Source organism: Streptosporangium sp. NPDC000095, from assembly GCF_042899335.1.
Classification (GTDB): Bacteria; Actinomycetota; Actinomycetes; order Streptosporangiales; family Streptosporangiaceae; genus Streptosporangium.
The window spans coordinates 41,861-64,361 of the sequence record NZ_JBIAZS010000023.1 but is presented as its reverse complement, the minus strand read 5'-3'; the positions used below and the strand labels follow the sequence as shown (position 1 = coordinate 64,361).

Genomic DNA, 22,501 nt, shown 5'->3' with positions numbered 1-22,501 from the left:
GCCGGGCCTTCCGAGAAGGAAAGCTCGCTGTCACTCTGCGCGAGTGAGCGATGTTAAAAATCCTGAATTAAGTAAAGTTGACCGCTTCTTCTTCATCTCCGACCGTGGCTCGTCCGTGGGCAGGGAGGTGCGCGGTGGGTTCGCCACGTTCTTCACGATGGCCTACATCGTCGTGCTCAACCCCTTGATCATCGCCACCGTCCCGGACGTCGAAGGCCAGTTCATCGGAGACGGGAGCGCGCCCAACGTCCCGCTCGTCGCGGCGGGCACCGCCCTGGTGGCCGGACTGCTCAGCATCCTGATGGGGATCGTCGGCAGGGTCCCCTTCGCGATGGCCGCGGGCCTCGGCCTGAACGCCTTCGTCACCTACGGCATCGCCTCGCAGATGTCCTGGGAGTCGGCGATGGGCCTGGTGTTCCTGGAAGGCGTGATCATCGGGCTCCTGGTGCTGACCGGGTTCCGTACCGCGGTGTTCAACGCCATCCCGCCCCAGCTGAAGACGGCGATCAGCGTCGGCATCGGCCTGTTCATCGCGCTGATCGGTTTCGTGGACGCCGGCTTCGTCCGCCGCGTGGCCGCCGGGCCGCCGCTGGAACTCGGCATCGGGGGCTCGCTGACCAGCTGGCCGATCCTGGTCTTCGTGGTCGGCCTGCTGCTGATCGTGCTGCTGGTGGCGCGTCAGACCAAGGGCGCCATCCTGATCGGCATCATCGCCACCACCGTCCTCGCGGTGATCGTCGAGGCCGTCACCAACGTCGGGGCCTCGGTGACGCCCGGCCAGCAGCCGAACCCCGCGGGCTGGCAGCTCGTCGTCCCCCAGCTGCCCGAGCAGATCTTCGGCTTCAACAACCCGCTGGTGCTCTTCAGGGAGTTCGACCCGCTCGGCGCCTTCGGCTCGGTCTCGGTCGTCCTCGCCCTGCTGCTCATCTTCACCCTCCTCATCACCGACTTCTTCGACACCATGGGCACGATCGTGGGCGTCGGCGGGCAGGCCGGGCTGATCAAGGAGGATGGCACCCTGCCCAGGACCCGCGAGATCCTCCTCGTCGACTCGATCGGCGCGGCGGCCGGAGGCGCGGCCTCCGTCTCCTCCAACACCACCTACATCGAGTCGGCCGCGGGTGTCGGCGAGGGCGCCCGCACCGGCCTCGCCAGCGTCGTCACCGGCGTGCTGTTCCTGCTGGCCATCTTCGTCTCGCCGCTCGTCGCCGTCGTCCCCTACGAGGCCGCGGCTCCCGCCCTGGTCGTGGTCGGCTTCCTGATGATGACCGCCATCCGCGAGATCGACTTCACCGACTACGAGATCTCGATCCCGGCGTTCCTCACCATCGTCCTGATGCCGTTCACGTACTCGATCGCGAACGGCATCGGCGCGGGCTTCGTCACCTTCGTGCTGATCAAGGCGATCAAGGGCAAGACCCGTGAGGTCCACCCGCTGATGTGGACGGTCGCGGGCCTGTTCGTGATCTACTTCGCCCTTGGGCCGATCAAGGCCCTGCTCAACCTGGGCTGAGAACCAAGCCGAGGGCCGCCAGGTGATCTGTCCAGGATCACCTGGCGGCCCTCGGCGGTAGCGGATGAGGGCCGCGGATGGCTACGAAGGACGCGAAACGGTCGGCACGGCGTTCGTAGCCACGCTGTGAGCGACGGCAGCCGGTCAGCCAGGAGACGGCGCTTTCGACGACCCGGGAGGGGCGGCCCAGCCGCGCGCCGGCCTCGATCCCCCGGCGGGCGATGTGGGGGACGATGCCCCGGCCGCGCAGAAAGGCTCGCAGGCGCGGACGGTCGTAGCCCTTGTCACCGTGAAGCTTGCCGGTCGGCGGCGGTGTGGTCCTCGCCGGGAGCGGATCGGCGGAATCCCCCGTATGAGCGGTTCCAGTGCTTTGCTGTCGTGGGTGGTGGCGGCACCGATCGCGGCAGAGATCGGCAGACCGGACCGATCGGTGATCAAGTGGATCTTCGCGCGATCCGGCGGCCACGATTCGAATGAGTCACGGTCTTGGTGACGCCGCCAAGAGCCAACGAGAAGTGCGCCAGGTGTCGCCGCGGCTCGCCGATGGGGAAATGCGCCGTCGTGTGGTCATGTCCGCGGACGTGCTGGCACGAGAACCGAGGCGATGACCGCGAGTATGCCCACCCCGGCGCAGACCGAGAAGCCCACGGTGAAGGCGCGGCCGGCGTCCAGGGAGAGCACCAGCGCGATGACGGCGGTGCCGACGCCGCTGCCAATGGTGCGGGCGATGCTGTTGACGCCCGTCGCCTCGCCGGTGTGACTCGGCGGGACGTTCTCGATGAGGGCGTTGGGCATGGCCGCGAACGCGAGGCCGATACCGGCACCGGTCAGCGCTCCCGCGGTGAGGATGGGCCAGGCCGCGTCATGGACGTACGCGAGCAGCACGAACGCGGCCGCGACGGCGGCGGCGCCGAGGATCATCGGCGGGCGTGGCCCCGCGCGGCGTACCAGCAGCCCGGCGAGGGGCCCGAAGACCAGCATCATGAGCGTGGTGGGGAGCAGGAACAGGCCTACCTGGGTGACGGTCAGGCCGAAGCCGGGCCCGGTGGTCACCGGGAGTAGGAGCAGCGTCGGCACCAGCAGGAAGGTGCCGAACATCGCGAAGCCCAGCAGCAGGCTGACGAGATCGGTGGCCCAGACGCCGCGGACGGTCATCAGCCGCATGTCGACCAGCGGTTCGTGGACCCGCCGTTCGACCTGGACGAACAGCACCAGGGTGGCCAGCCCGACGGCGAGCAGCGTCACGGTCGCGGAATGCGCCCAGCCCCAGTCGCCGCCCTTGCTGATCGCCAGCAGCAGCGACACGAGTGCCACGGAAAGCAGCGCGGCGCCGGGCAGGTCGAGACGGCCGGGCGTCCTTGTGATCGACTCGGGCACGCACCAGGCGGCGACGAGGAACGCGACGACGATCACGACGAGGGGCAGCCAGAACAGCCAGTGCCAGGACAGGTGATCCACCACCGGGCCGGCGGCCACGATGCCGACGCCCGCCCCGGCCCCGACCATCGCCGACAGCAGGCCGATGACGACGGAGACCCGCTCGCGCGACAGCTCGTCCCGCACGATGCCGATGGACAGCGGCATGATCGCCCCGGCGGCGCCCTGAAGGGCACGGGCCACGACGAGCGTCGCCAGGTTCGGGGCCAGCGCGGCCAGCAGGGTCCCCCCGGCCAGTAGTGCGAGCACGGCCAGCAGCACCTTCCGCTTCCCCGCGATGTCGCCGAGCCGTCCCAGCACGGGCGTCAGCACCGAGGCGGACAACAGATAGGCGGTGACCACCCAGCTGACATCGCCCGTGGAGACCTCCAGATCACGGGCGATCGTCGGCAGCGCGGGCGCGACCAGCGACTGAAGCACCGCGAACGCCAGACCTCCGAGTGACAGGGACAGCACCATGAGCGTGGACCCGGCAGGCGACAACGGCCTGGACCGTTCGCGCAGATCAAGCATGCGCGGTCACCCAACGGCCCGGGGCGGCGGCCGGCTCCGCCTCCGGTCGTTCGTGCCGTTCAGGCATGTGCCATCACCTCAGCGGCACGGATCGGCAGGTCGCCGTGGCGAAGAGGGCGGCCGGTCCAGCCAAGACGCCCCGCCGCCCCGCCCGGCGCCGGGCGGCGAGGAACGGCCACACCTCAGGCAACACCGAGGCCTCCGGCCCGGACGCCGGACGTCACCGTCTCCAGCACGCGGTCGAGACGGATCGGCAGAATGCGCTGGCGGGTCCCCGTGGCGTGCCAGACGGCGTTGGCGATCGCCGCCGCCGTGCCGGCCGTGCCGATCTCGCCGAGGCCGTTGAGGCCCAGCGGGTCGTCCGGCTCGTAGTCGGGCACGAAGTCGGCCTCGATGTCGGGAACGTCGGCGTGCGCGGCGATGTGGTAGCCGGCGAAGTCGGCGTTGACCTGCCGGCCGGTCGCGGGATCGCGGAGGCCTTCCTCGTGCAGCGCCATCGACAGACCCATGATCATTCCCCCGACGACCTGGCTGCGCGCCAGCAGCGGGTTGATCACCCGGCCGACGGCGAACATGCCGAGCATCCGGCGTACCCGGACTTCGCCGGTGGCGGGGTCGACGCTCACCTCCGCGAACACCGCGCTGTAGGTGTGGCGTTCCTTCTCCGGCCGGTAGTCGATCAGGGCGCTGGTGTCCACCGTCGCCGTCACCGGCCGGACCGGCTCCTCCAGCCGTTCGAGCAGCGCCTTGGCGGCCTCGGTGATCGCGAACGACCACGATGTGGTGCCCCGGGAGCCTCCGGCGTTCCAGGCCATGCCGAGGTCGCTGTCGGCGATGCGGATGCGGATGCGCTCCGTACCGACTCCCAGTGCGTCGGCCGCGACGGCGGTCAGGGCGGTGCGCGCACCGGTGCCGATGTCGGTCGCGCCGATGGCGACGGTGAACGTGCCGTCCGCCTCGGCGGTGATCGACGCCGACGAGGGGAACACCCCGGCGCTGAAGGAGGTGGTGGCCATGCCGGTGCCGATGAGCAGGTGCCCTTCGCGCCGAGTCCGGGGGCGGTGGTCGCGGCCGGCCCAGCCGAACCGGCGCGCACCCTCCCGAAGGCAGGCGACCGAGCGGCGGCTGCTGAACGGCCGACCGGACACGGGGCCCACGGCCGGCTGGTTGCGCAACCGCAGCTCCAGTGGGTCGAGGCCGAGCCGCTCGGCCACCTCGTCCATCGCCGACTCCAGGGCGAAGGACCCGGGCGTCGCGCCGGGCCCGCGCATCGGGCTCGGCGGCAGGATGTCGAGTGGGACGGCGGTGAGCTCGGTGCGGATGGCCGGGGCCGCGTAGAGGGTCATGGCCTGTTCGCTGCACCACTCGATGTACTCGGCGAGCGGGGACAGCGCGAACGCGGGCCGGTGGTGGATGGCGCGCAGGCGGCCGTCGGTGTCGGCGCCGACGCGCAGCCACTGGTCGGTCGGAGGCCTCAGCGCGGTGGACAGGAACACTTGCTCGCGGGTGAGTGTGACGCGCACGGGACGCCCGAATCTCCGGGCGGCCATCGCGGCGAGGATCATCTGCGGGCCGCACATACCCTTGGCCCCGAAACCGCCACCGACGTGCTCGGCCCGGATGTGCACCCAATCGCGGTCCATCTCGAACAACGTCGCCAGCACCTGCGAGACGCTGAAAGGCCCCTGGTTGGAATCCACGGCGTGCAGGTGGTCGTCCTCCCACCACGCGGTCGCGGCGTGCGGCTCCATCGCGCCGCAGTTCTCCTCGGGCGTGCGGTAGCGCTGGTCCACCACGATCGCGGACGCGGCCAGTTCGGCCTCCACATCGCCGGTGTCGGCCTCCGGGCCGAAGGCGGTGGATGCCGGGCGGGCGGCGGGGTGGTCGAGCCGGAAGTCCACGTCGTGCGGTTCGGGCCGGTAGGTCACCCGGACCGCCTCGGCGGCGGCCCGTGCCTGCTCGGGTGTCTCCGCCACCACCAGGGCGATGGGACGGCCGGCGTACGGGACGACCTCGTCCTGCAACAGCAGCAGGCTGCCGTCGGGGCCGAAGTAGTTACCCGCCTGAGGGTTGAGCCGGGGCGCGTGGCGGTGGTCGAGCACGCCCAGCACCCCGGGCATGCCGAGCGCGGCGGAGACGTCGATGTCGCGAATTCGGCCCCGGGCGACGGTGGCCGTGATGATCCAGCCGTGCGCGAGGTCCGGTCGCGGCTCGTCGGCGGCGTAACGGGCGGCGCCGGTGACCTTGAGACGGCCCTCGATCCGGGGGCGCGCGCTGCCGACTGCGGCGGTGGTCGGTTCCGAGCTCATCGCTCACCCTTCTTTCCGGACAGTTCGGTCAGCACGGCCTCGATGAGGTTGACGGCCAAGGTCACCTTGTAGGCGTTGTCGCGCAACGGTTCGGCGGCGGCCAGTTCCGCCTCGGCCGCCTCCCGGAACCGGCCGGCGGTGGCGGGTGCATCCCGGAGGACCTCCTCGGCGCTCCGCGCCCGCCACGGACGCGAGGCCACCCCGCCGAGCGCGATCCGCACGTCACGCACGAAGCCGTCCTCGACGTCCAGGGCCACCGCGACGGAGACGGTGGCGAAGGCGTACGACGCGCGTTCGCGCACCTTCCGGTAACACGAGCGCCGCGCGGTGGTGGACGGGGGGAGGACGACCGCGGTGATCAGCGCGCCGGGTGGCAGCGCCGTCTCCCGGTCCGGGCGGTCGCCGACCGGCAGGTAGAAGTCCGTCAGCGGGATCTCACCGGGGCCTTCGAGCGTCTCGTATCGCACCACCGCGTCGAAGGCGGCCAGCGGCACCGCCATGTCGGAGGGGTGCGTGGCCACGCAGTGGCCGGTCCAGTCCAGGACGGCGTGGTTGTGGTGCGCTCCGGTGATCGCCGCACAGCCGCTGCCCGGGGTGCGCTTGTTGCACGGTTGCGACAGGTCGGCGAAGTAACCGCATCGGGTGCGCTGGAGCAGGTTGCCGCCGACCGTGGCCATGTTCCGCAACTGGCCCGAAGCGCCCGCGAGCACCGCCTGACTCAGCGCCGGATACCGGCGGCGCACCTCGGGATCGGCGGCGGCGTCGCTATTGGTCGTGGTCGCGCCGATGAGCAGGCCGCCGTCCGGCGTCGGGCGCACCCCGTCGAGCGGGAGGCGGCGCACGTCCACCAGGCGGCCCGGCGTCTCGACGCCGTTCTTCATCAGGTCGATGAGGTTCGTGCCGCCGCCCAGGTAGTGGGCGTCGTCGTGCCCGGCGACGAGTGTGAGGGCGTCGCGCACCTCGGTCACGCGCCGGTAGGAGAACTGCCTCATCCGTTCACCGCCTCGCGCGCGGCGGTCTCCAGCACCGCGCGCACGATCGAAGGGTACGCGCCGCAGCGGCACAGGTTGCCGCTCATGCGCTCGCGTACCTCGGCGGCGTCCAGTTCGGCCGTCGGCAGGTCGGGGGAGAACTCGGCGGTGGCGGCGCTCGGCCAGCCCGCCGCGTGTTCGGTCAGCATGCCGACCGCCGAGCAGAGTTGCCCCGGTGTGCAGAAACCGCACTGGAACCCGTCGAGCCGGACGAACGCCTCCTGGAGCGGCCGCAGCCCGCCGTCACCGGCGAGCCCCTCGACCGTGGTGACGCGCGCACCTTCGGTGGCGACCGCCAGCGTCAGGCAGGACACCACCCGGCGGCCGTCGACCAGCACGGTGCACGCGCCGCACTGCCCGTGATCGCAGCCCTTCTTCGGGCCGGTGTGCCCGACGTCCTCCCGGAGGGCGTCGAGCAGGGTCCTGCGGTTGTCCACCGGCAGGCGGTGCGTCACGTCGTTGACCTCCAGCGAGATCTCACTGGAGAAGTCGTCGGTCATCGCGTTTTCCTCTCGCCACCCGACAGATGCGAACGGGGTTCCATGCAACCAGCGGGTGGCTGGAAAACGCTTGTCCGATACTTGCGACTCCTTGCCTAATTCTCTTCGTACCCGCCTTTTTCAAGTACGGAGAGGCGAAATGAGCAGGATCGGGCAGGAGAACGCGAGCTTTGTGCAAATCACCAGGCGTGCAGGCGGGCGGCGTCCTGACTGGGTGGTTCGCCGAACTGGCGGCGATATTCGCGGCTGAACTGAGAAGGGCTGTCGTAACCGACCCGGCGGCTGACTCCCGTGATGTCGTTGGGCTGGGCGGCGAGCTGCAGCCGGGCCTGCTGCAATCGGATCTGCTTCTGGAACTGAATGGGGCTCATCGCCGTGACGGCGTGGAAACTGCGGTGGAAGGCGGAGACGCTCATGCCCGCCTGGTGGGCCGCCTCCTCCACCCGGAACGGCCGCGCGTAGTTGTCCCGGATCCACCGCACGGCGCGGGCGATGCCGCTGAGCTCGCTGTCGGGCAGCCCGAACTGGCGGATGATGGCCCCCTGCTCCCCGGTGATGAGCCGCCAGAGGATCTCCCGCTTGATCAGTGGCGCGAGCGCGGTGATGTCCCGAGGCATGTCGAGCAGCCGCAACAACCGCAGCACGGCGTCGACGAGCTCGGCCGGCGCGTCGCTGACGGCCAGCCCCGGCGGGGCGGCGGGCTCGATCTCCGGCAGCTCACCGGGCTTCGCGAGCAGCAACATCTCGGCCACGGCCGCCGGGTGCAGGGTCAGCCCGACCCCCAGCCCCGGGGCTTCCGGGCTGGCCTCGGTGAAATGGCTGGTCACCGGCAGGTTGACGGAGGCGATGAGGTACTGCCCGGCACGGAATTCGTACAGGCGGTTGCCCAGCGCGAATCGCTTGACGCCCTGCGCGACGACGGTGAGCACCTTGCCGTACGTGGTCGGCGTCGGCGGGTAGGGCTGTTCGGCCCGGAAGATCAGCACGTCGCCGATGGCGCAGCTCAGATCGGGCCGGGCATGTCTGTTGATCAGATCACGTAACTCGTCGAGAGGCACGGCACCGATTGAACCACCGGCCGGACGGACTGACGCTCAGCTTACGAGCCGGCCACCGGGTGCTCGGGCGGCGTCTTGATCTCGACGCGGTCAGGGGTGCGCATGCCGCGACCGATGTTCGGAAGCGCCAGAGCGTTGTGGGTCCCGCGCCGCGGCTCCCGCATGAGGGTGTCCCAGACAGGTCGGATGACGCGGTAGGCCATCGTCCCGTCTTCGAGGCGGGCGCGCATCTTCTTGAACGCGGACATGTCGTTCTCCGCGTACTCCTTGCCGATGCGTCCGCCGATGTCGGCGACGAAGCCTCGTAGGTCGTCGAGCTGGTTCGTCACCTGCTCGGCTTCTCGGTCGGCGTCCTCGGACTCGCGGGCGTAGAGAGCCCAAACGAGCAGGTCAGGGTTGATGTCGAGTTCGGTGCGACCGCCGACACGGCGGGGAGTCCATGTCGTACACTCCATGGTTACCTGACTTGATGGTGAAATCGATCGCGAACGGCATCGGCGCGGGCTTCGTCACCTTCGTGCTGATCAAGGCCATCAAGGGCAAGGCCGGTGAGGTCCACCCGCTGATGTGGACGGTCGCGGGCCTGTTCGTCGTCTACTTCGCACTCGGCCCGATCAAGGCCATGTTCGGCCTCGGCTGAGCGACGCGCGGAAGGCCGTCACGGTGATCCGAGAACGTGGGCACCGCGACGGCCTTCCGCGTTCTCGTACGCCGTGGCGAGCCGAGGGGCGGCCAGCGGCGCACCGGTAGTGGTGTCCGCGGTCCAAGACCAGGGATTTCCCGGCTTCAAATCAGGTAGCGGCCGTGTATGGATCGCTCACCCCGCCTTGCTCGTGAGCGCCGTCCCGTACACCGTGGTGAACTCCCAAGGACGAGGTACGGCCGTCACGGTGGGCCTTGGAAGGCGATCACCGTGACGGCCGTACGTGCTCCCGTGCCGTTGTGCTCAGCGTCCCCGAGGGCCGGCGGGGATCAGACCCGCGCGGTACGCCTTGAGGACGGCGTCGGATTCGGCCTGGGTGAGCGTGCCGGCGGTGACGGCCTCCTTCAGCCGTTCGGCGAAGGCTGTCTCAGCCTCGGCGCGGTGTTGCTGATCGAGCGTCTCCAGCGCTGCGACGACCTTGTCCGCGCTGATCCCGAGCTTGCCGGCCAGGGCCTCGGCCAGTCGTTCCCGAGGGGCGGCCTTCTTCGGCTCATCCTGCGGGGCGTTCGGCTCGTCCTGCGGGGCGGCCTTCTCCGCCTCGTCCTGCTCGGGGGCCTTGGGCGGTCGGCCGGGGCCGCCTTCTTTTCTGATCTCCTCCAGGGCCGTGGTGACCTTGTCCTTGTCGACCCCGAGGATCTCGGCGAGCTTGGCGGCCATCTCCTCGTGGTGGCCGGGGCCATGGAGAGCACCGGGACCACCGTGACCACCGGGACCACCGGGACCGCCGTGCGGGCCACGTAGGCCGCGCGGGCCGTCGGTGGCGGTGCCGGGGGTCTCCGAGGAGGAGGACGACGGCGCGGGGGTGGGGCTGGTCGCCCAGGCCGCCACGGGGACGGTCAGTCCGGCGGCGAGAGCGGTGCCGGCGCCGGCGATTATGATCATGCGTTTGGTGCGGTTCATGTAACTCCTTGTCCGATGAAGGGCATGGCACTTACCGGACCGATGGTCGGCTGAGCATCTGAGACCTCCCTCATCCCGAACTGAGAATTCCATGAGATCCGGCGCCGCGTGAGGACGAGAAGCCGGGTGGCACCCCGCCGCCCTTCCGCCGGCGTTTCGGGATGTGCGACGGCGGCTTCGAGGGGCGAGGCGGGCGGTGAGATCCTGGTGTGAGAGGTCGCTCCTTCGAAGGACCTCGGCTTCCGCAGGGGGAGTACGGCCGGACCCGCCGGCGTTTCCACTGGGTGTCGAGCTCTCCCCGGGGTTCCCGGCGAGGAACCCCGGGTGCTCCGGGCGGGTTGGCGATCTCCCGTCCGTCTGGCACGCTGTACGGCCCCGCGCCAAGAAGAAAACCCTCTGGAGGGAATCACGTGCATCCGTATATAGTTAGCAAAGGTAATGACTTACGCTAATGAACCACCCCAGGAAGGACCACGTCGCGAGCCTGCGCAGCGACGCCGGTCTCGCTTCGGCTCTGCGCGTGTCGCTGGCACGACTGAACAGACGCCTGCGCAGGCAGGCCGCGGTGCACTCGTTGACGCCCACCCAGCTCGCGACGCTCGCCGCCGTAGAACGGCATTCCGCGATAACCCCCGGCGAATTGGCCGAGTTGGAGAAGGTGCAGCCGCCCTCGATGACACGCGTGATCGCCGTGCTGGCCGAGCGGGAGCTGGTGTCACGCACACCGCACCCGACCGATCGGCGCCAGGTGACCGTGAGCGTGACAGAGCAGGGCTCAACGCTGCTGAGGGAGGAGCGGCGCCTCAAGGAGGCGTGGCTGACACAGCGGCTGAAGGAGCTGACACCCGAGGAGAGGGCGACGCTCCGGCAGGCGGCTCCGATACTGGAGAAGCTCAGCCGGATCTAGCCGAACCGGAAGAACCCGAGCAACCCGGGGTCCCACACAACGCCCGGGTTCCACATGACACCGGAATCCCACACGGCGCCGGGGTCTCCGCCGTGCCCGGGGGCGAGGCGGGAACGCGGTCGCAGGGGTCACAGGGGGAGCGGGACGACGCGCCGGGCCAGGAGTCCGGCGCGAGTTCGGCTGGAGAGCTGAGCGGGAAGTCCGGCGCGAGTCCGGCCGGAGAGTCGAGCGGGGAAACCGGCGCGAATCCGGCGGGTGAGCCGGGCGGGAGCCCACGCAAGAAGATCGGGCTGAGGGCGAGGATGAGGCGGCGGCGGGCCGCGCGGGCCGCCGCCGCGAGCGAGTTGCAGGCCACGGAGAGCGGGACGGCCCAGCCCGTGCCCGAGACGCGGGGCGGGATGTTCCGCTCCCTGCGCGTCTACAACTACCGGCTGTTCGCGGCCGGAGGCGTGGTCTCCAACGTCGGCTCGTGGATGCAGCGCACCGCGCAGGACCTGCTCGTGCTCGACCTGACCAACGGCAGCGCCTTCGCGCTGGGCGTGACCGTCATGCTGCAGTTCCTGCCGTTGCTGCTCTTCGGCCTGTGGGGCGGCATGCTCGCCGACCGCTACTCCAAGCGGCTGCTGCTGATCGTCGCCCAGTCGTTCATGGGCCTGCTGGCGCTCACCATGGGCGTGCTCGTCGTGACCGGCTCGGCCCAGGTCTGGCAGGTGTTCGCGATGGCGTTCCTGCTCGGCCTCATCGCCTGCGTCGAGGTGCCGACCCGGCAGTCGTTCGTCGTGGAGATGGTCGGCCGCAAGGACCTGTCCAACGCGATCGCGCTGAACGCGTCGAGCTTCAACCTGGCCCGCGTGGTCGGCCCGGCCGTCGCGGGTGTCCTGATCTACGCGTTCGGCGGCACCGGCCCGATCTTCCTGATCAACGCCCTGTCCTTCGCGGGCGTGCTCGCCGGTCTGCTGCTCATGCGCACCTCCGAGCTGACCACCCCAGAGCCGGTGCCGAGGGCGAAGGGGCAGCTCCGCGAGGGCCTGCGGTACGTGATGGCGCGGCCCGAGCTGCTCATGCCGATACTGCTGGTCGCCTTCGTCTCGCTGTTCACGCAGTCGTTCTCGATGTCGATCGCGCTCATGGCGCGTGAGGTCTTCGGGGCGGGCGCGGCCTCGTTCGGGCTCGCCTCCAGCATGTTCGCGGTCGGTGCTCTCGCGGGTGCGCTCATGGCGGCACGGCGGGTACGACCCAGCCGGAGACTGCTGGTCGGCGGCGCGGTCGCGTTCGGCCTGTTCCAGATCGCGAGTGGCCTGGCCCCGTGGTACCCGCTGTACCTGCTCTCCCTCGTGCCCGCGGGCATCGCGTTGATCTCGGTGAACACCGCGGCCAACGCCAGCGTGCAGCTCGCCACCTCGCCGGAGATGCGCGGACGGGTGATGGGGATCTACGTGCTCGTGTTCACCGGCGGAGCCCCGATCGGCGCGCCGCTGCTCGGCTGGATCTCCGAGCTGGGCGGCCCGCGCGCGGGGGTCATGGTGGGCGGTGCGCTCACCCTGATCGGCTGCGGTGTGGCCATAATGCTGACGAGGGTGATCGGCAGGAGGTCGCGTGCGGCCGTCCGTGGAATCCCCGCCGCCACCGGTGCGTGACGAGCCCGTTCTCGCCGTCGAACGCGAGGGCCGGACCCGCTGCGGGGCCGGGGACCGCCACGAGACGGTCGAGGAACGGCGCCCGGGGGCGCGCGCACCCCGTGGGCAGAGCTAGGCTCCAGGGCGTGGATCGTCCCCGTCGCTGGCTGCTGCCCACGGTGCTCGCACTGCTCGTGCTCCTCGTGGTGATCGGCGCCCTGGTGTCCTAGCCTCCCGGCGCTACCAGGCGTAGTGCTCGGGCGCCGTCTTGAAGCCGGGGAAGATCTCGTCCAGGCGGGCGAGGGCCTTCTCGTCCAGAACGATCTCCAGCGCCCTGGTGGTGCCGTCGAGCTGGTCGAGTGTGCGCGGCCCGATGATCGGCGCGGTGACGACCTTCTGGTGGAGCAGCCACGCCAGGCCGACGTTCGCCGGGTCCTCGCCCAGCTCGTCGCAGAACTCCTCGTAGCGCTCGATCTTGTCGCGGTGCTTGTCCAGCTGCTTGGTGATCTGCTCCGAGGCCGAACGTCCCTTGTCGATCTTCCGCAGGATGCCGCCGAGCAGGCCGCCCGCGAGCGGGCTCCACGGGATCAGGCCCACCCCGTAGTCCTCGGACGCCGGGATCACCTCAAGCTCGGGCTCACGGACGATCAGGTTGTAGTGGGACTGCTCGGAGACCAGGCCGAGGCTGTTGCGACGCCGCGCGCTCTCCTGGGCCTTGGTGATGTGCCAGCCCGCGAAGTTGGACGACCCCACGTACAGGATCTTGCCCTGCTGCTTGAGGATGTCCATCGCCTCCCAGAACTCGTCGAACGAGGTGTTCCGGTCGACGTGGTGCGCCTGGTAGAGGTCGATGTAGTCGGTCTGCATCCGCTTCAGCGAGGCGTCGGCGGCGCGGCGGATGTTGAGCGCGGACAGCTGGCCCTCGTTGGGCCAGTCGCCCATCGAGCCGTAGAGCTTCGTGGCGATCACCGTCTTCTCGCGGCGCCCGCCACCCTTCGCGAACCAGCGGCCGATGATCTGCTCGGTGACGCCCTCGCCCTTCTTCCAGCCGTAGACGTTGGCCGTGTCGAAAAAGTTGATCCCCAGCTCGTGGGCGTGGTCCATGATCGCGAAGGAGTCGTCCTCCGTGGTCAGGGGGCCGAAGTTCATCGTGCCCAGGCAGAGGCGGCTGACCTTCAGGCCGGTACGGCCAAGCTGCGTATAGTCCATGTGTCCACCCTAGGTACCTGGAGTGCACTCCAGGCGAGTGGATTGCGTGAGAAATCGGCGCCGATCGGACCCGCCACGTCTGTGCCGCCCGTACGCACGGCCGGGGCATGATGGCTGAATGCTGAGTAAGCGGGGGGAAGTCGTGGTTCGCGTGTTCGCGGTGGCCTGCCTGACCGTGGCCACGGTCCTCGCGGGCCAGGGCGCGCGGGCCGGCGACGGTGAGGGCGTTCGGGAGGACGCGGGACACGGCGTACGGGCGGACACGGGGGACGGCGTACGGGCGGATGCGCGGGAGGCCGAGGGCGGGGAGGGCACGAGGGCCGGCGACGAACGGGAGGCGGGGGCGGACGACGGGGCGCGGATCCTCTTCCGTTTCAAGGACAGCCGGATCACCGAGTCGAGCGGGCTGGCGGTCTCGCCGACCGGCAAGGACATCTACTACACCCACAACGACAGCTCCGCGGGCCCGGTGTTCTACGCGGTCGGCCCCGACGGGCGGACCCGCGCGACCTTCACCCTGCGAGGGGCGGAGTCCCGCGACTGGGAGGGCATGGCGGCGTCCACCGACCCGCGGACCGGTCAGGGGGTGCTCTGGTTCGCCGATATCGGCGACAACCTGGAAGGGGCATGGCCTGATATTTCCGTATACAAGGTGGCGGAACCCGCCGTGATGAGGGACGCCGTCGTCCCTGCGGTGCGCTACCGGTTCCGGTACGAGGACGGCGGGCGCAACGCCGAGGGAATCATGGTGCACCCCCACACCGGCCGCCTCTACATCGTGACCAAGCAGTTCGCCGGTGCCGTCTACCAGGCACCGAAGCGGTTGCGCACCGACAGGGTCAACGTCCTCCGCAAGGTCGGGCCCGCGCCCATCATGGCCACCGACGCCGCCTACGCACCCGACGGATCGAGCTTCGTGATCCGCACCTACTTCTCGGCCACGGTCTACCGCGCCCCGGGAGAGCAGATCGCCCGGGTGACGATGCCGGAGTTGCGACAGGCCGAGTCGATCACCTACACCCGCGACGGCAGATACCTGCTGACCGGCAGCGAGGGCAGCCGCAGCCCGGTCTACCGGGTGCCGCTGCCCGCGGCGGCCCTCGGCGCCTCCGAACCCGCCTCCGCCCTACGCCAGGCGGCCCCCACACCGACCTCCGACACCACCGGCGAGCCGGTGCCCACCCCGGTCGCCGGGGCGAGGAGCGGTGAGGACGGTGAGGACGCGAAAACAGCGGGCGACGGCGCGGAGGCCGGGGTGCCGGTCCTGGCCGTGCTCCTCTGGCTGGTCATCGCGACGGGCGCGATCGGCACCATCACCCTGATCGCCCGCAAGACCCGCTGAGGGACCTCGGAGGCTCACTCAGCCGGGGGACTGGGTGTCGCGGCGGGCGGCACGGTCGAGGGCGGTCGTCACATCGGGATCGACGGGAAACCAGGTGGAGAGGTCGGTCATCCGCAGGAGGCGGCTGAGGACGTCCGAGATTCCGGCGAGACGCAGCCACCCGCCCGCCTCCGAGGCCACCCGCGCACCGCTCAGGAGCACCCGCAGCCCGGTGGAGTCGCAGAAGGTGATGCCTTCCGCGTCGATGACGATCCGCGGTCGGTGGTCGGCGACCAGTCGTTCGATCGTCTCCCTGAGCAACTCGCTGGAGTTGTGGTCGATGTCACCCACGACCGTGATCACGGCGCAGTCCGCGTGTTCTTGGCGATCGACGTCGATGGAGAGTTCTCTGCTCATCGCCTCGTATCTCCACCCGGTGACGCGGTCGGTTCTGGCCGCCATCCGGCCTGATCAAGGTATACCCCTCCGTGCCACCGGGGTGGGCGACGGTCGGGAGACATGTGCGTAACGGCTGTGGGAACCCGCCGGCCGCCCTTCCCCCCAGGAGCCGGTCCGGGGATCTCGCGCCGGCCTCGGAAATCGGTGGGCTCGTGGTCTCGTGCCGCCCCCGGGAGGCGGCACGAGATGTGATCTCACGGCTCGGGAGGTGGTGCGGGTCGTGATCTCGTGGCGAAAATGAATGACCGCATAACGATTTATTGCCCCGACATATTCGCGTATTCCTTGACCGGCCTGGGCTTGTTTCCCGCATTGGCAATGACGGTTAAGAACCAGGCCGGTTATCCCTTCTCCTGCGGTGATGGTTGCCGATAACTTTCAGGCATGCGCGTTTTGGTGACCGGAGCGTCAGGTTTCGTCGGCTCGCATGCGGTCGCCGCGCTCCTCGCCGACGGGCATGAACCGCTTCTTCTCATACGCGATCCCCGGAAAACACGCGAGGTGCTCGCCGCCGTCGGGGTGACGGAGGAGGTCCCCCTGCACACGGCCGATATCCGCGACGCGGCGGCCGTGCGGGACGGGCTCGAACGGTGCGACGCGGTCATTCACGCCGCCGCGGAAATCGGGATCATCGGCCAGGCCGGAGATCTGGGCGGTACGAATGTGACCGGGGCGAAGAACGTCCTTGGACAGGCCGTGGAACTCGGTCTCGACCCGATCGTGCATATTTCCACCATTGGCGTCTTCGTGCCCCCGGCCGGGCCGGTCATCACGACCGAGAGCCCGCTCTCCACGCCGAGGAACGAGTACGGCAGGAGCAAGATCTCCGCCGAACGCTACGCGAGGAGGCTCCAGGACCAGGGGATGCCGATCACGATCGTCTACCCGGCCGGGGTCGTGGGGCCGTACCAGCCCTCGCTGGACGCGATGGTGGAGGGCCTGCGCGCCGGGCTGGAACAGGGCTGGCCGATCACCGCGGGCGGCGCCAACATCGTCGACGTACGGGATCTGGCCGTCGTGCTCGCCCGCTGCCTCGAACCGGGGCGGGGGCCGCGCCGGTTCATGCTGGGCGGGCACTACCTCACCTGGGCGCAGCTCGCCGACGTCTGCGACGAGGTGACGGGGAACCGCTGCAGGAGGTTCCGTATCCACCGCTCGGTGCTGCGCGGCGCGGCGGCCGTGGGTGACGTGATGAAGCTGATCAAGGAGATCGACTACCCGCTGACCAGGGACGCCGTCGAGATGATGGTCACGATGGTCCGCACGTACGACACCCCGACCCTGGAGGCGCTCGGCGTGAGCCTGCGGCCGGTCCAGGAGACCGTCGCCGACTCGCTGCGCTGGCTGGCCCAGGAAGGACATCTCACCGTCGACAAGGTCGGGAGGCTGGCGGGTAGTGTCACGCGATGACGCGTCTTTCGTCCCAACGGACGCGATCACCCAGATCACCCAGATCGCTCGGGCTGCCCAGATCACTCAGACCACCTCGGATCACCGCATGATCGCTCCACAGGGGGCCCCGAGGGAAATCCGTGGGGACCCGTAAGGAGAAGGGAGGAACCGGCGATGAAGGTCGGGATCGTCGGTGCGGGAATCGTCGGGCTGGCCGTGGCCAGGGAGACGGCGCTGACCCACGGGGCCACCGTGACCGTCCTCGACAAGGAGGACCGCGTCGGGGCCCACCAGACCGGGCACAACAGCGGAGTCGTCCACGCCGGGATCTACTACCGCCCCGGCTCGCTCAAGGCCAGGCTCTGCAGGGAGGGCGTCGCGCTGCTTCGGCAGTACTGCGCCGAGCACCGCATCCCGTACGACGAGGTCGGCAAGCTCGTCGTCGCCTCCATCGGCTCCGAGCGCCCCGAACTGCGGAGCATCGCCGAGCGGGCCCGCGCGAACGGGGTTCCCGGCATCGCCGAACTCGACGCGCTCGCCCTGCGCGAGATCGAGCCGCACGCCGTCGGCGTGGGCGCCGTGCACTCCCCGCACACCGCGATCGCCGACTTCCCCGCCGTCGCCCGGCGCCTCGCCCTGGACGTGGAGGAGAGCGGCGGCTCGGTGCTGCTCTCCCATCCGGTGCGTGCCGTACGGGAGACCGCGAGCGGGGTGAACGTCCTGGCGGGGGAGCGGACGCTCGACTTCGACCGGGTGATCGTCTGCGCCGGGCTCGGCACCGACACCGTCGCGCGGATGGCGGGGGTCCCCGGCGACGTGCGGATCGTCCCCTTCCGCGGCGAGTACTACGCGCTGGCCGGGGAGGCGAAAGACCTGGTCCGCGGGCTCATCTATCCGGTTCCCGACCCCCGGTACCCGTTCCTCGGCGTGCACCTGACCCGCAGGATCGACGGCGAGGTGCTGGTCGGCCCCAACGCGGTCATGGCGCTGGCGCTGGAAGGCTACTCCTGGCGAAACGTCGACCTCGCCGACCTGGGCCGGACCCTCGCCTGGCGGGGCACCCGGCGGCTGGCGGCGAGGCACTGGAGGACCGGGGTGCGGGAGGTGGCCGGTTCGATGGGTAAAGGATCGTTCCTGAGGGCCGCGCGCCGTTACGTCCCGGCCCTCACCGCCGCCGACCTGGTGAGGACCTCGGGAGGCGTCCGCGCACAGGCTGTGGACAGACAGGGCGGCATGCTGGACGACTTCGCGATCGACGTACACGGCCGCGTCGCCCTCGTGCGCAACGCCCCCTCACCGGCGGCCACATCGAGTTTGGCGATAGCCAGGCATATTGTGGGGTTAGCCTCTGTCTTGACCAGTTAACTGCTTTCTCATGTGGGCCGGTGAAAATAGACCAGTGACCGACTCACCCGAGGCACGTCTGCTGATCGTCGAGGACGAGCCCAACATCCTCGAACTCCTGGCCGCGAGCCTGCGGTTCGCCGGGTTCGGCGTCAACACGGCGGGTAACGGCACGGAGGCCGTCGCCGCCGTCCAGCGGCACCGGCCCGACCTCATCGTCCTCGACGTGATGCTCCCCGACATGGACGGCTTCGACGTCGTACGGCGCCTGCGCGGCGGCGGCAGCGACACCCCCGTGGTCTTCCTCACCGCGCGTGACGCCACCGAGGACAAGATCCGAGGGCTGACCATGGGCGGGGACGACTACGTGACCAAGCCGTTCAGCCTGGAGGAGGTCGTGGCCCGCATCCGGGCCGTGCTGCGCCGTACCAACTCCGGCGAGCTCAGCCCCAGGCCGCCCCGGCTCACCTTCGCCGACATCGAACTCGACGAGGAGAGCCACGAGGTGTGGCGCAAGGGCCAGGCGGTGGCGCTGTCGCCGACGGAGTTCAAGCTGCTGCGCTACTTCATGGCGAACGCGGGACGGGTGCTGTCCAAGGTCCAGATCCTCGACCACGTATGGGACTACGACTTCAGGGGCGACGTCGGGATCGTGGAGTCCTATGTCTCCGTGCTCCGCCGCAAGATCGACAATGTCGACCCGAGGCTGATCCACACCCTGCGCGGTGTCGGATACGTGCTGCGCCTGCCACCGGCTCCGTGATGCTCAACGCGACCCCGCTGCGGGTGAAGCTGATCGGCGTCATCCTGCTCCTGCTCACGGTCGCGCTCGCCCTCATCGGCGTCGGCAGCGTCTCGATCATGCGCGGCTACCTGATCGACCGCGTCGACAGCCAGATCGACATCACCACCGACTCCGCGCTGCGCCGCATGAACAACCGGGGCATCATCGCGCTGGGGGGCAAGTTGATGCCCTCCGACGCCAGGCTGGAGCTCCGCGACAAGAACAACAGGACCCTCGTCCTGCTCAGCGGCATCGACGTGGAGGGCAAGCCGGGGCCGGACATCTCCCACGGCCGGGTCGGCGAGCTCTTCGAGAACGGTGACTGGCGGGTCCGGGTGACCTCGTTGGACACCGGTGAGAGCCTCATCGTGGCCGTGGACATGAGCGAGGTACGGCAGATCGTCGGCCAGCTCGCGCTGGTGGAACTGCTCGGCGGAGGCGGCCTGGTGCTGATGCTCGCCGGAGCCGGTGTAGTGATCATCCGCAGGAGCCTGCGCCCGCTGGAGGAGATCGAGCGCACCGCCGAGGCGATCGCCGCCGGAGACCTGGGCCGCCGCGTCCCCGACGCCGACCCGCGCACCGAGGTGGGCCGCCTCGGCCGGTCGCTGAACGGCATGCTCGCCCAGATCGAGGCGGCCTTCCGTGCCCGTTCCGAGTCGGAGTCCTCGGCCCGCAGTTCGGAGGAGCGCATGCGCCGGTTCGTCGCGGACGCCTCGCACGAACTCCGCACGCCGCTCACCTCCATCAGGGGCTTCGCCGAGTTCTACCGGCAGGCGCCCGGCATCGACGCCGCGCCGCTGATGCGCAGGGTCGAGTCCGAGGCGGTCAGGATGGGCCTGCTCGTCGACGACCTGCTCATGCTGGCCAGGCTCGACCAGCAGCGACCGATGGTCATGCGCCCGGTCGACCTGCTCGCCATCGCCGCCGACGCCGTCCACGACGCCCGCATCCTCGCCCCGGAGCGCGATGTCACGCTCTCGGTGGACGGCTCCGCGCTCATCGTCTCCGGCGACGAGGTACGGCTCCGCCAGGTCGTGGGCAACCTCATGACCAACGCGCTCACCCACACCCCCGAGGGCACCCCCGTACGGGTGCTCCTCTCCAGCGACGGCTCCGGCGACGGCGACATGGCCGTCATCGAGGTCGCGGACGAGGGGCCGGGCCTCACCACCGAGCAGCGCGAGCGCGTCTTCGAACGGTTCTACCGCGCCGACTCCGCCCGGGGGCGGCGCGCTCCCGAGGACGGCGGGAGCGGTCTCGGCCTCGCCATCGTGGCCGCGATGGTCGAGGCCCACGGCGGCCGTGTCGCCGTGGAGTCCGACCCGGGCAAGGGGGCGACGTTCCGGGTGGTCCTCCCCCTCGCCTCGGAATCCGACTGATCTCCCTCCGGTACGAAGCCGTCGGCTTCTGGCCCGGTCGTACGGGTGGGGTGGCCGGCGTCCTGCCGGGTACGACCTGCCCCGCCGAACGCCCCCCTTGTCGATGTCTGACGGCTCCGAGCCGGTCCTGGGGTGGCCGCGGTGGCCGCGAGAGGTTTCCGGAGTCCTGTCGATGTCTGACAGCTCCGGTCGGCCCCTACCGGGGGGCGTCGGCCTCCGGCCAGCTGCTGTCGGGGAACTCCCCCTCGGTCGCGCCGGGCAGTATCACCTGGTCGTTCTCGGACAGCCCGGAGGTGATCTCGACGTAGCGGTCGCTGCGGACCCCCGTCTCCACGACCCGCTCCGCGCCGCCCCGCACGGTGACCCTGGAGACTCCGTCTCCGGTCCGTACGGCCTGTGCGGGGACGTAGAGCGTCTCCGCGGACTCGGCGACGGTCACGGTGACCGAGGCGGTCTGGCCCACGAGGAGGTTCGGCGGAGGGGCGTCGAACGCGATCGTGACGCCGTACCGCACCAGTCGGTCGCTCGTGGTCGGGGTGGGGGCGATGGCTGTCACGCTGCCCGGGTACTTCTCTCCCTGTCGCGTGGCGAGGGTGATCGCCGCCTGCTGTCCCGGCTTCAGGCTGCCGATGTCCGACTCGGTGAACAGCGCCTCCACCTGGAGTTCGTCCAGGTTCCCGAGGGTGAGGAAGGTGCCGGTGCCCACGCGGTCGCCGACCGCTCCGGCGACGGATATGACGGTGCCGTCGACGGGGGCGACGATTCGCACGCCCGCGAGTTCCTTCGTGGCGTCGGTCAGCTCCGCCCGCGCCTCCTTCACACGAGCATCGGCCTGCTCCACGGTGAGCGCCCCCCGCCCGGTTCCGCCGCTCTGCTGAGGACCCTGCCGGGTGTTCTGTCCGGTGTCCCTGTTCGGAGACGTGCCCCGGTCGGCCCCCGTTCCCGTGCTCGCGCTCGGCTTCGGGGTGGGGCACGCGGTGGCGGTGGGCCTGGCGGTCGGTACGGCCGTCCCGGTGGGGCGGGTGGGGCTCGCCGTCGGTCCGGGGTGCTCGCCGGGACCGGCCGAGGGGCCGGTGGGAATGGTGGGCGGTCCGTTCCCTTCGGGCCTCGCGGTCACGGTGACCGTGGCGGTGGCCGTCACGGTCACCGTCGGGGCGGCCGTCACGGTGACGGTGACCGTCGGGGCGGGCCAGGGAGAACCGTCATCCGGACGCGCCGTCACCGTCGGTGTCGCGGTCGAGGTGGGCGCGGGCGTCGCGGCCGAGGATCGCGCCGGTACGGACATGGAGTCCCGTACGGGCACGGGGGTGGGGGTGAGGGCGGGTGCCGTCGTGAGGCGGTATCCGGCGGGGACGATCCCGCCCGCGGGAGCGATCTGTACGGTCCGCGTCGATTCGGTCGGCGCGGGTGCCGGGGGCGGCGAGATCGTGCGTACGGGCTCCGGAGCCTCGGCGGGGACGGAAGGGGTGGCGGTGGCGCCCGCTCCAGGGGGTCGCGTCGCCGTGGGTTCGCAGCCGGTCCGCGTGGCGGGCCCCGGCCGGTCGGAACCGGTTCGACCCCCCGAGCGGTCGGACCCTGCCCGATCGTTCGAGCGGTCGGTTCCCGTCTGACCACCCGAGCGGTCGGACCCTGCCTGATCGCTCGTCTGATCCGTCGTCTGATCACCCGGCTGCTCGGCCCCTGCCTGGCCTCCGCTCTGCTGCCCGGTCCCGGTCGTGCCCGTGCTTTCCGCCGCCTCCCGTGCCTCCTCGGCCGCCGCGAGCCGCGCCTTCGCGGCGGCGTGGCGCTCGCGCGCGGGCTCGGGACCGATCCTGGCGAGTACGTCCCCCTTGCCGACCCTGTCCCCGGCCTTGACGTAGACCTTCGTGACCGTCCCCGATCCGCCGAAGGCCAGCTCGCGGGTGCCGTCGTCCACGGTGCTGCCTGCGGCCGACACCGCGGCGGTCACGGTCCCGCGCCTGGCGGACACCGGCTCTGTCCGCGGGGCCTCGTCGGAGCCGCTGTCCAGCGCGACGATCGCTCCCGCGCCCACGAGGACGAGGGCGGCCAGGGCGAGTCCTCCCGCGCGCAGGCGCTTCGGGAGATGGGTCGGTCTCATGGCGGACATCCTGGACCGTCTGATTCAC

Annotated in this window: 19 protein-coding genes and 1 pseudogene; 9 read left to right on the top strand and 11 right to left on the bottom strand. The window is 70.4% G+C overall.

The window, feature by feature from the left end:
- The first annotated feature begins 43 nt into the window (after positions 1-43).
- Positions 44-1,513, top strand: a complete 1,470-nt coding sequence (locus ACFY3V_RS35880; RefSeq protein WP_389779657.1) for an NCS2 family permease — start codon at positions 44-46, stop codon at positions 1,511-1,513.
- Between the two features lie 37 nt (positions 1,514-1,550).
- Here the strand turns inward: ACFY3V_RS35880 and ACFY3V_RS35875 are convergent.
- The 7 genes and pseudogenes from ACFY3V_RS35875 to ACFY3V_RS35845 form a co-directional block, all read right to left on the bottom strand.
- Positions 1,551-1,975: pseudogene (locus tag ACFY3V_RS35875) on the bottom strand (transposase); the annotation flags it as partial.
- A gap of 105 nt (positions 1,976-2,080) precedes the next feature.
- Positions 2,081-3,463: an MFS transporter gene (locus tag ACFY3V_RS35870; RefSeq protein WP_389779655.1), complete on the bottom strand. Its 1,383-nt coding sequence runs from the start codon at positions 3,461-3,463 to the stop codon at positions 2,081-2,083.
- Positions 3,464-3,645: 182 nt separating this feature from the next.
- The gene (locus tag ACFY3V_RS35865; protein ID WP_389779653.1) at positions 3,646-5,772 is read right to left on the bottom strand and encodes a xanthine dehydrogenase family protein molybdopterin-binding subunit; all 2,127 of its coding nucleotides are present in this window, start codon (positions 5,770-5,772) and stop codon (positions 3,646-3,648) included.
- Positions 5,769-6,764, bottom strand: a complete 996-nt coding sequence (locus tag ACFY3V_RS35860; RefSeq protein WP_389779651.1) for an FAD binding domain-containing protein — start codon at positions 6,762-6,764, stop codon at positions 5,769-5,771. The genes ACFY3V_RS35865 and ACFY3V_RS35860 overlap by 4 nt, the downstream gene beginning before the upstream one ends.
- Entirely contained in the window at positions 6,761-7,303 is a 543-nt protein-coding gene (locus ACFY3V_RS35855; protein WP_389779649.1) for a (2Fe-2S)-binding protein, read from the bottom strand. Before ACFY3V_RS35855 ends, ACFY3V_RS35860 begins: the two co-directional genes overlap by 4 nt.
- A gap of 179 nt (positions 7,304-7,482) precedes the next feature.
- Complete coding sequence (locus ACFY3V_RS35850; protein ID WP_389779647.1) at positions 7,483-8,361, bottom strand: AraC family transcriptional regulator N-terminal domain-containing protein; 879 nt, start codon at positions 8,359-8,361, stop codon at positions 7,483-7,485.
- 41 nt (positions 8,362-8,402) lie between these two features.
- The gene (locus ACFY3V_RS35845) at positions 8,403-8,816 is read right to left on the bottom strand and encodes a hypothetical protein (protein ID WP_389779645.1); all 414 of its coding nucleotides are present in this window, start codon (positions 8,814-8,816) and stop codon (positions 8,403-8,405) included.
- 14 nt (positions 8,817-8,830) lie between these two features.
- Here ACFY3V_RS35845 and ACFY3V_RS35840 point away from each other — a divergent pair, with 14 nt between their 5' ends.
- Positions 8,831-9,001: a hypothetical protein gene (locus ACFY3V_RS35840; protein ID WP_389779643.1), complete on the top strand. Its 171-nt coding sequence runs from the start codon at positions 8,831-8,833 to the stop codon at positions 8,999-9,001.
- Between the two features lie 306 nt (positions 9,002-9,307).
- Here the strand turns inward: ACFY3V_RS35840 and ACFY3V_RS35835 are convergent, their stop codons facing one another.
- Positions 9,308-9,964 carry a hypothetical protein gene (locus ACFY3V_RS35835; protein ID WP_389779641.1) on the bottom strand — a complete coding sequence of 219 codons (657 nt, stop codon included), beginning with the start codon at positions 9,962-9,964 and terminating at the stop codon, positions 9,308-9,310.
- 451 nt (positions 9,965-10,415) lie between these two features.
- Here ACFY3V_RS35835 and ACFY3V_RS35830 point away from each other — a divergent pair, with 451 nt between their 5' ends.
- A complete protein-coding gene (locus ACFY3V_RS35830; RefSeq protein WP_350945778.1) occupies positions 10,416-10,871 on the top strand; it encodes a MarR family transcriptional regulator in 456 nt (151 codons plus the stop codon).
- 92 nt (positions 10,872-10,963) lie between these two features.
- Positions 10,964-12,508, top strand: a complete 1,545-nt coding sequence (locus ACFY3V_RS35825) for an MFS transporter (protein ID WP_389779638.1) — start codon at positions 10,964-10,966, stop codon at positions 12,506-12,508.
- 219 nt (positions 12,509-12,727) lie between these two features.
- Here the strand turns inward: ACFY3V_RS35825 and ACFY3V_RS35820 are convergent, their stop codons facing one another.
- Positions 12,728-13,696 carry an aldo/keto reductase gene (locus tag ACFY3V_RS35820; RefSeq protein WP_350945775.1) on the bottom strand — a complete coding sequence of 323 codons (969 nt, stop codon included), beginning with the start codon at positions 13,694-13,696 and terminating at the stop codon, positions 12,728-12,730.
- A 118-nt stretch (positions 13,697-13,814) separates the two neighbouring features.
- Between ACFY3V_RS35820 and ACFY3V_RS35815 the strand changes: the two genes are divergently transcribed.
- Positions 13,815-15,038 (top strand): hypothetical protein, encoded by a 1,224-nt coding sequence (locus tag ACFY3V_RS35815; protein ID WP_389779636.1) that lies wholly within the window; start codon positions 13,815-13,817, stop codon positions 15,036-15,038.
- Positions 15,039-15,056: 18 nt separating this feature from the next.
- Here the strand turns inward: ACFY3V_RS35815 and ACFY3V_RS35810 are convergent, their stop codons facing one another.
- Positions 15,057-15,434, bottom strand: coding sequence for an STAS domain-containing protein (locus ACFY3V_RS35810; protein WP_362905414.1), 378 nt, complete (start codon positions 15,432-15,434; stop codon positions 15,057-15,059).
- A gap of 426 nt (positions 15,435-15,860) precedes the next feature.
- Between ACFY3V_RS35810 and ACFY3V_RS35805 the strand changes: the two genes are divergently transcribed.
- The 4 genes from ACFY3V_RS35805 to ACFY3V_RS35790 all read left to right on the top strand — a co-directional run bounded on the left by ACFY3V_RS35805 (position 15,861) and on the right by ACFY3V_RS35790 (position 20,375).
- Entirely contained in the window at positions 15,861-16,886 is a 1,026-nt protein-coding gene (locus tag ACFY3V_RS35805) for an NAD-dependent epimerase/dehydratase family protein (protein WP_350945772.1), read from the top strand.
- Between the two features lie 156 nt (positions 16,887-17,042).
- Complete coding sequence (lhgO, locus tag ACFY3V_RS35800) at positions 17,043-18,233, top strand: L-2-hydroxyglutarate oxidase (protein ID WP_389779633.1); 1,191 nt, start codon at positions 17,043-17,045, stop codon at positions 18,231-18,233.
- Between the two features lie 34 nt (positions 18,234-18,267).
- Positions 18,268-18,975 (top strand): response regulator transcription factor, encoded by a 708-nt coding sequence (locus ACFY3V_RS35795; RefSeq protein WP_362520582.1) that lies wholly within the window; start codon positions 18,268-18,270, stop codon positions 18,973-18,975.
- Positions 18,975-20,375, top strand: a complete 1,401-nt coding sequence (locus ACFY3V_RS35790; protein WP_389779631.1) for an ATP-binding protein — start codon at positions 18,975-18,977, stop codon at positions 20,373-20,375. The genes ACFY3V_RS35795 and ACFY3V_RS35790 overlap by 1 nt, the downstream gene beginning before the upstream one ends.
- Before the next feature lie 196 nt (positions 20,376-20,571).
- Here the strand turns inward: ACFY3V_RS35790 and ACFY3V_RS35785 are convergent, their stop codons facing one another.
- The gene (locus ACFY3V_RS35785; RefSeq protein WP_389779629.1) at positions 20,572-22,473 is read right to left on the bottom strand and encodes an efflux RND transporter periplasmic adaptor subunit; all 1,902 of its coding nucleotides are present in this window, start codon (positions 22,471-22,473) and stop codon (positions 20,572-20,574) included.
- Positions 22,474-22,501: the final 28 nt, after the last annotated feature.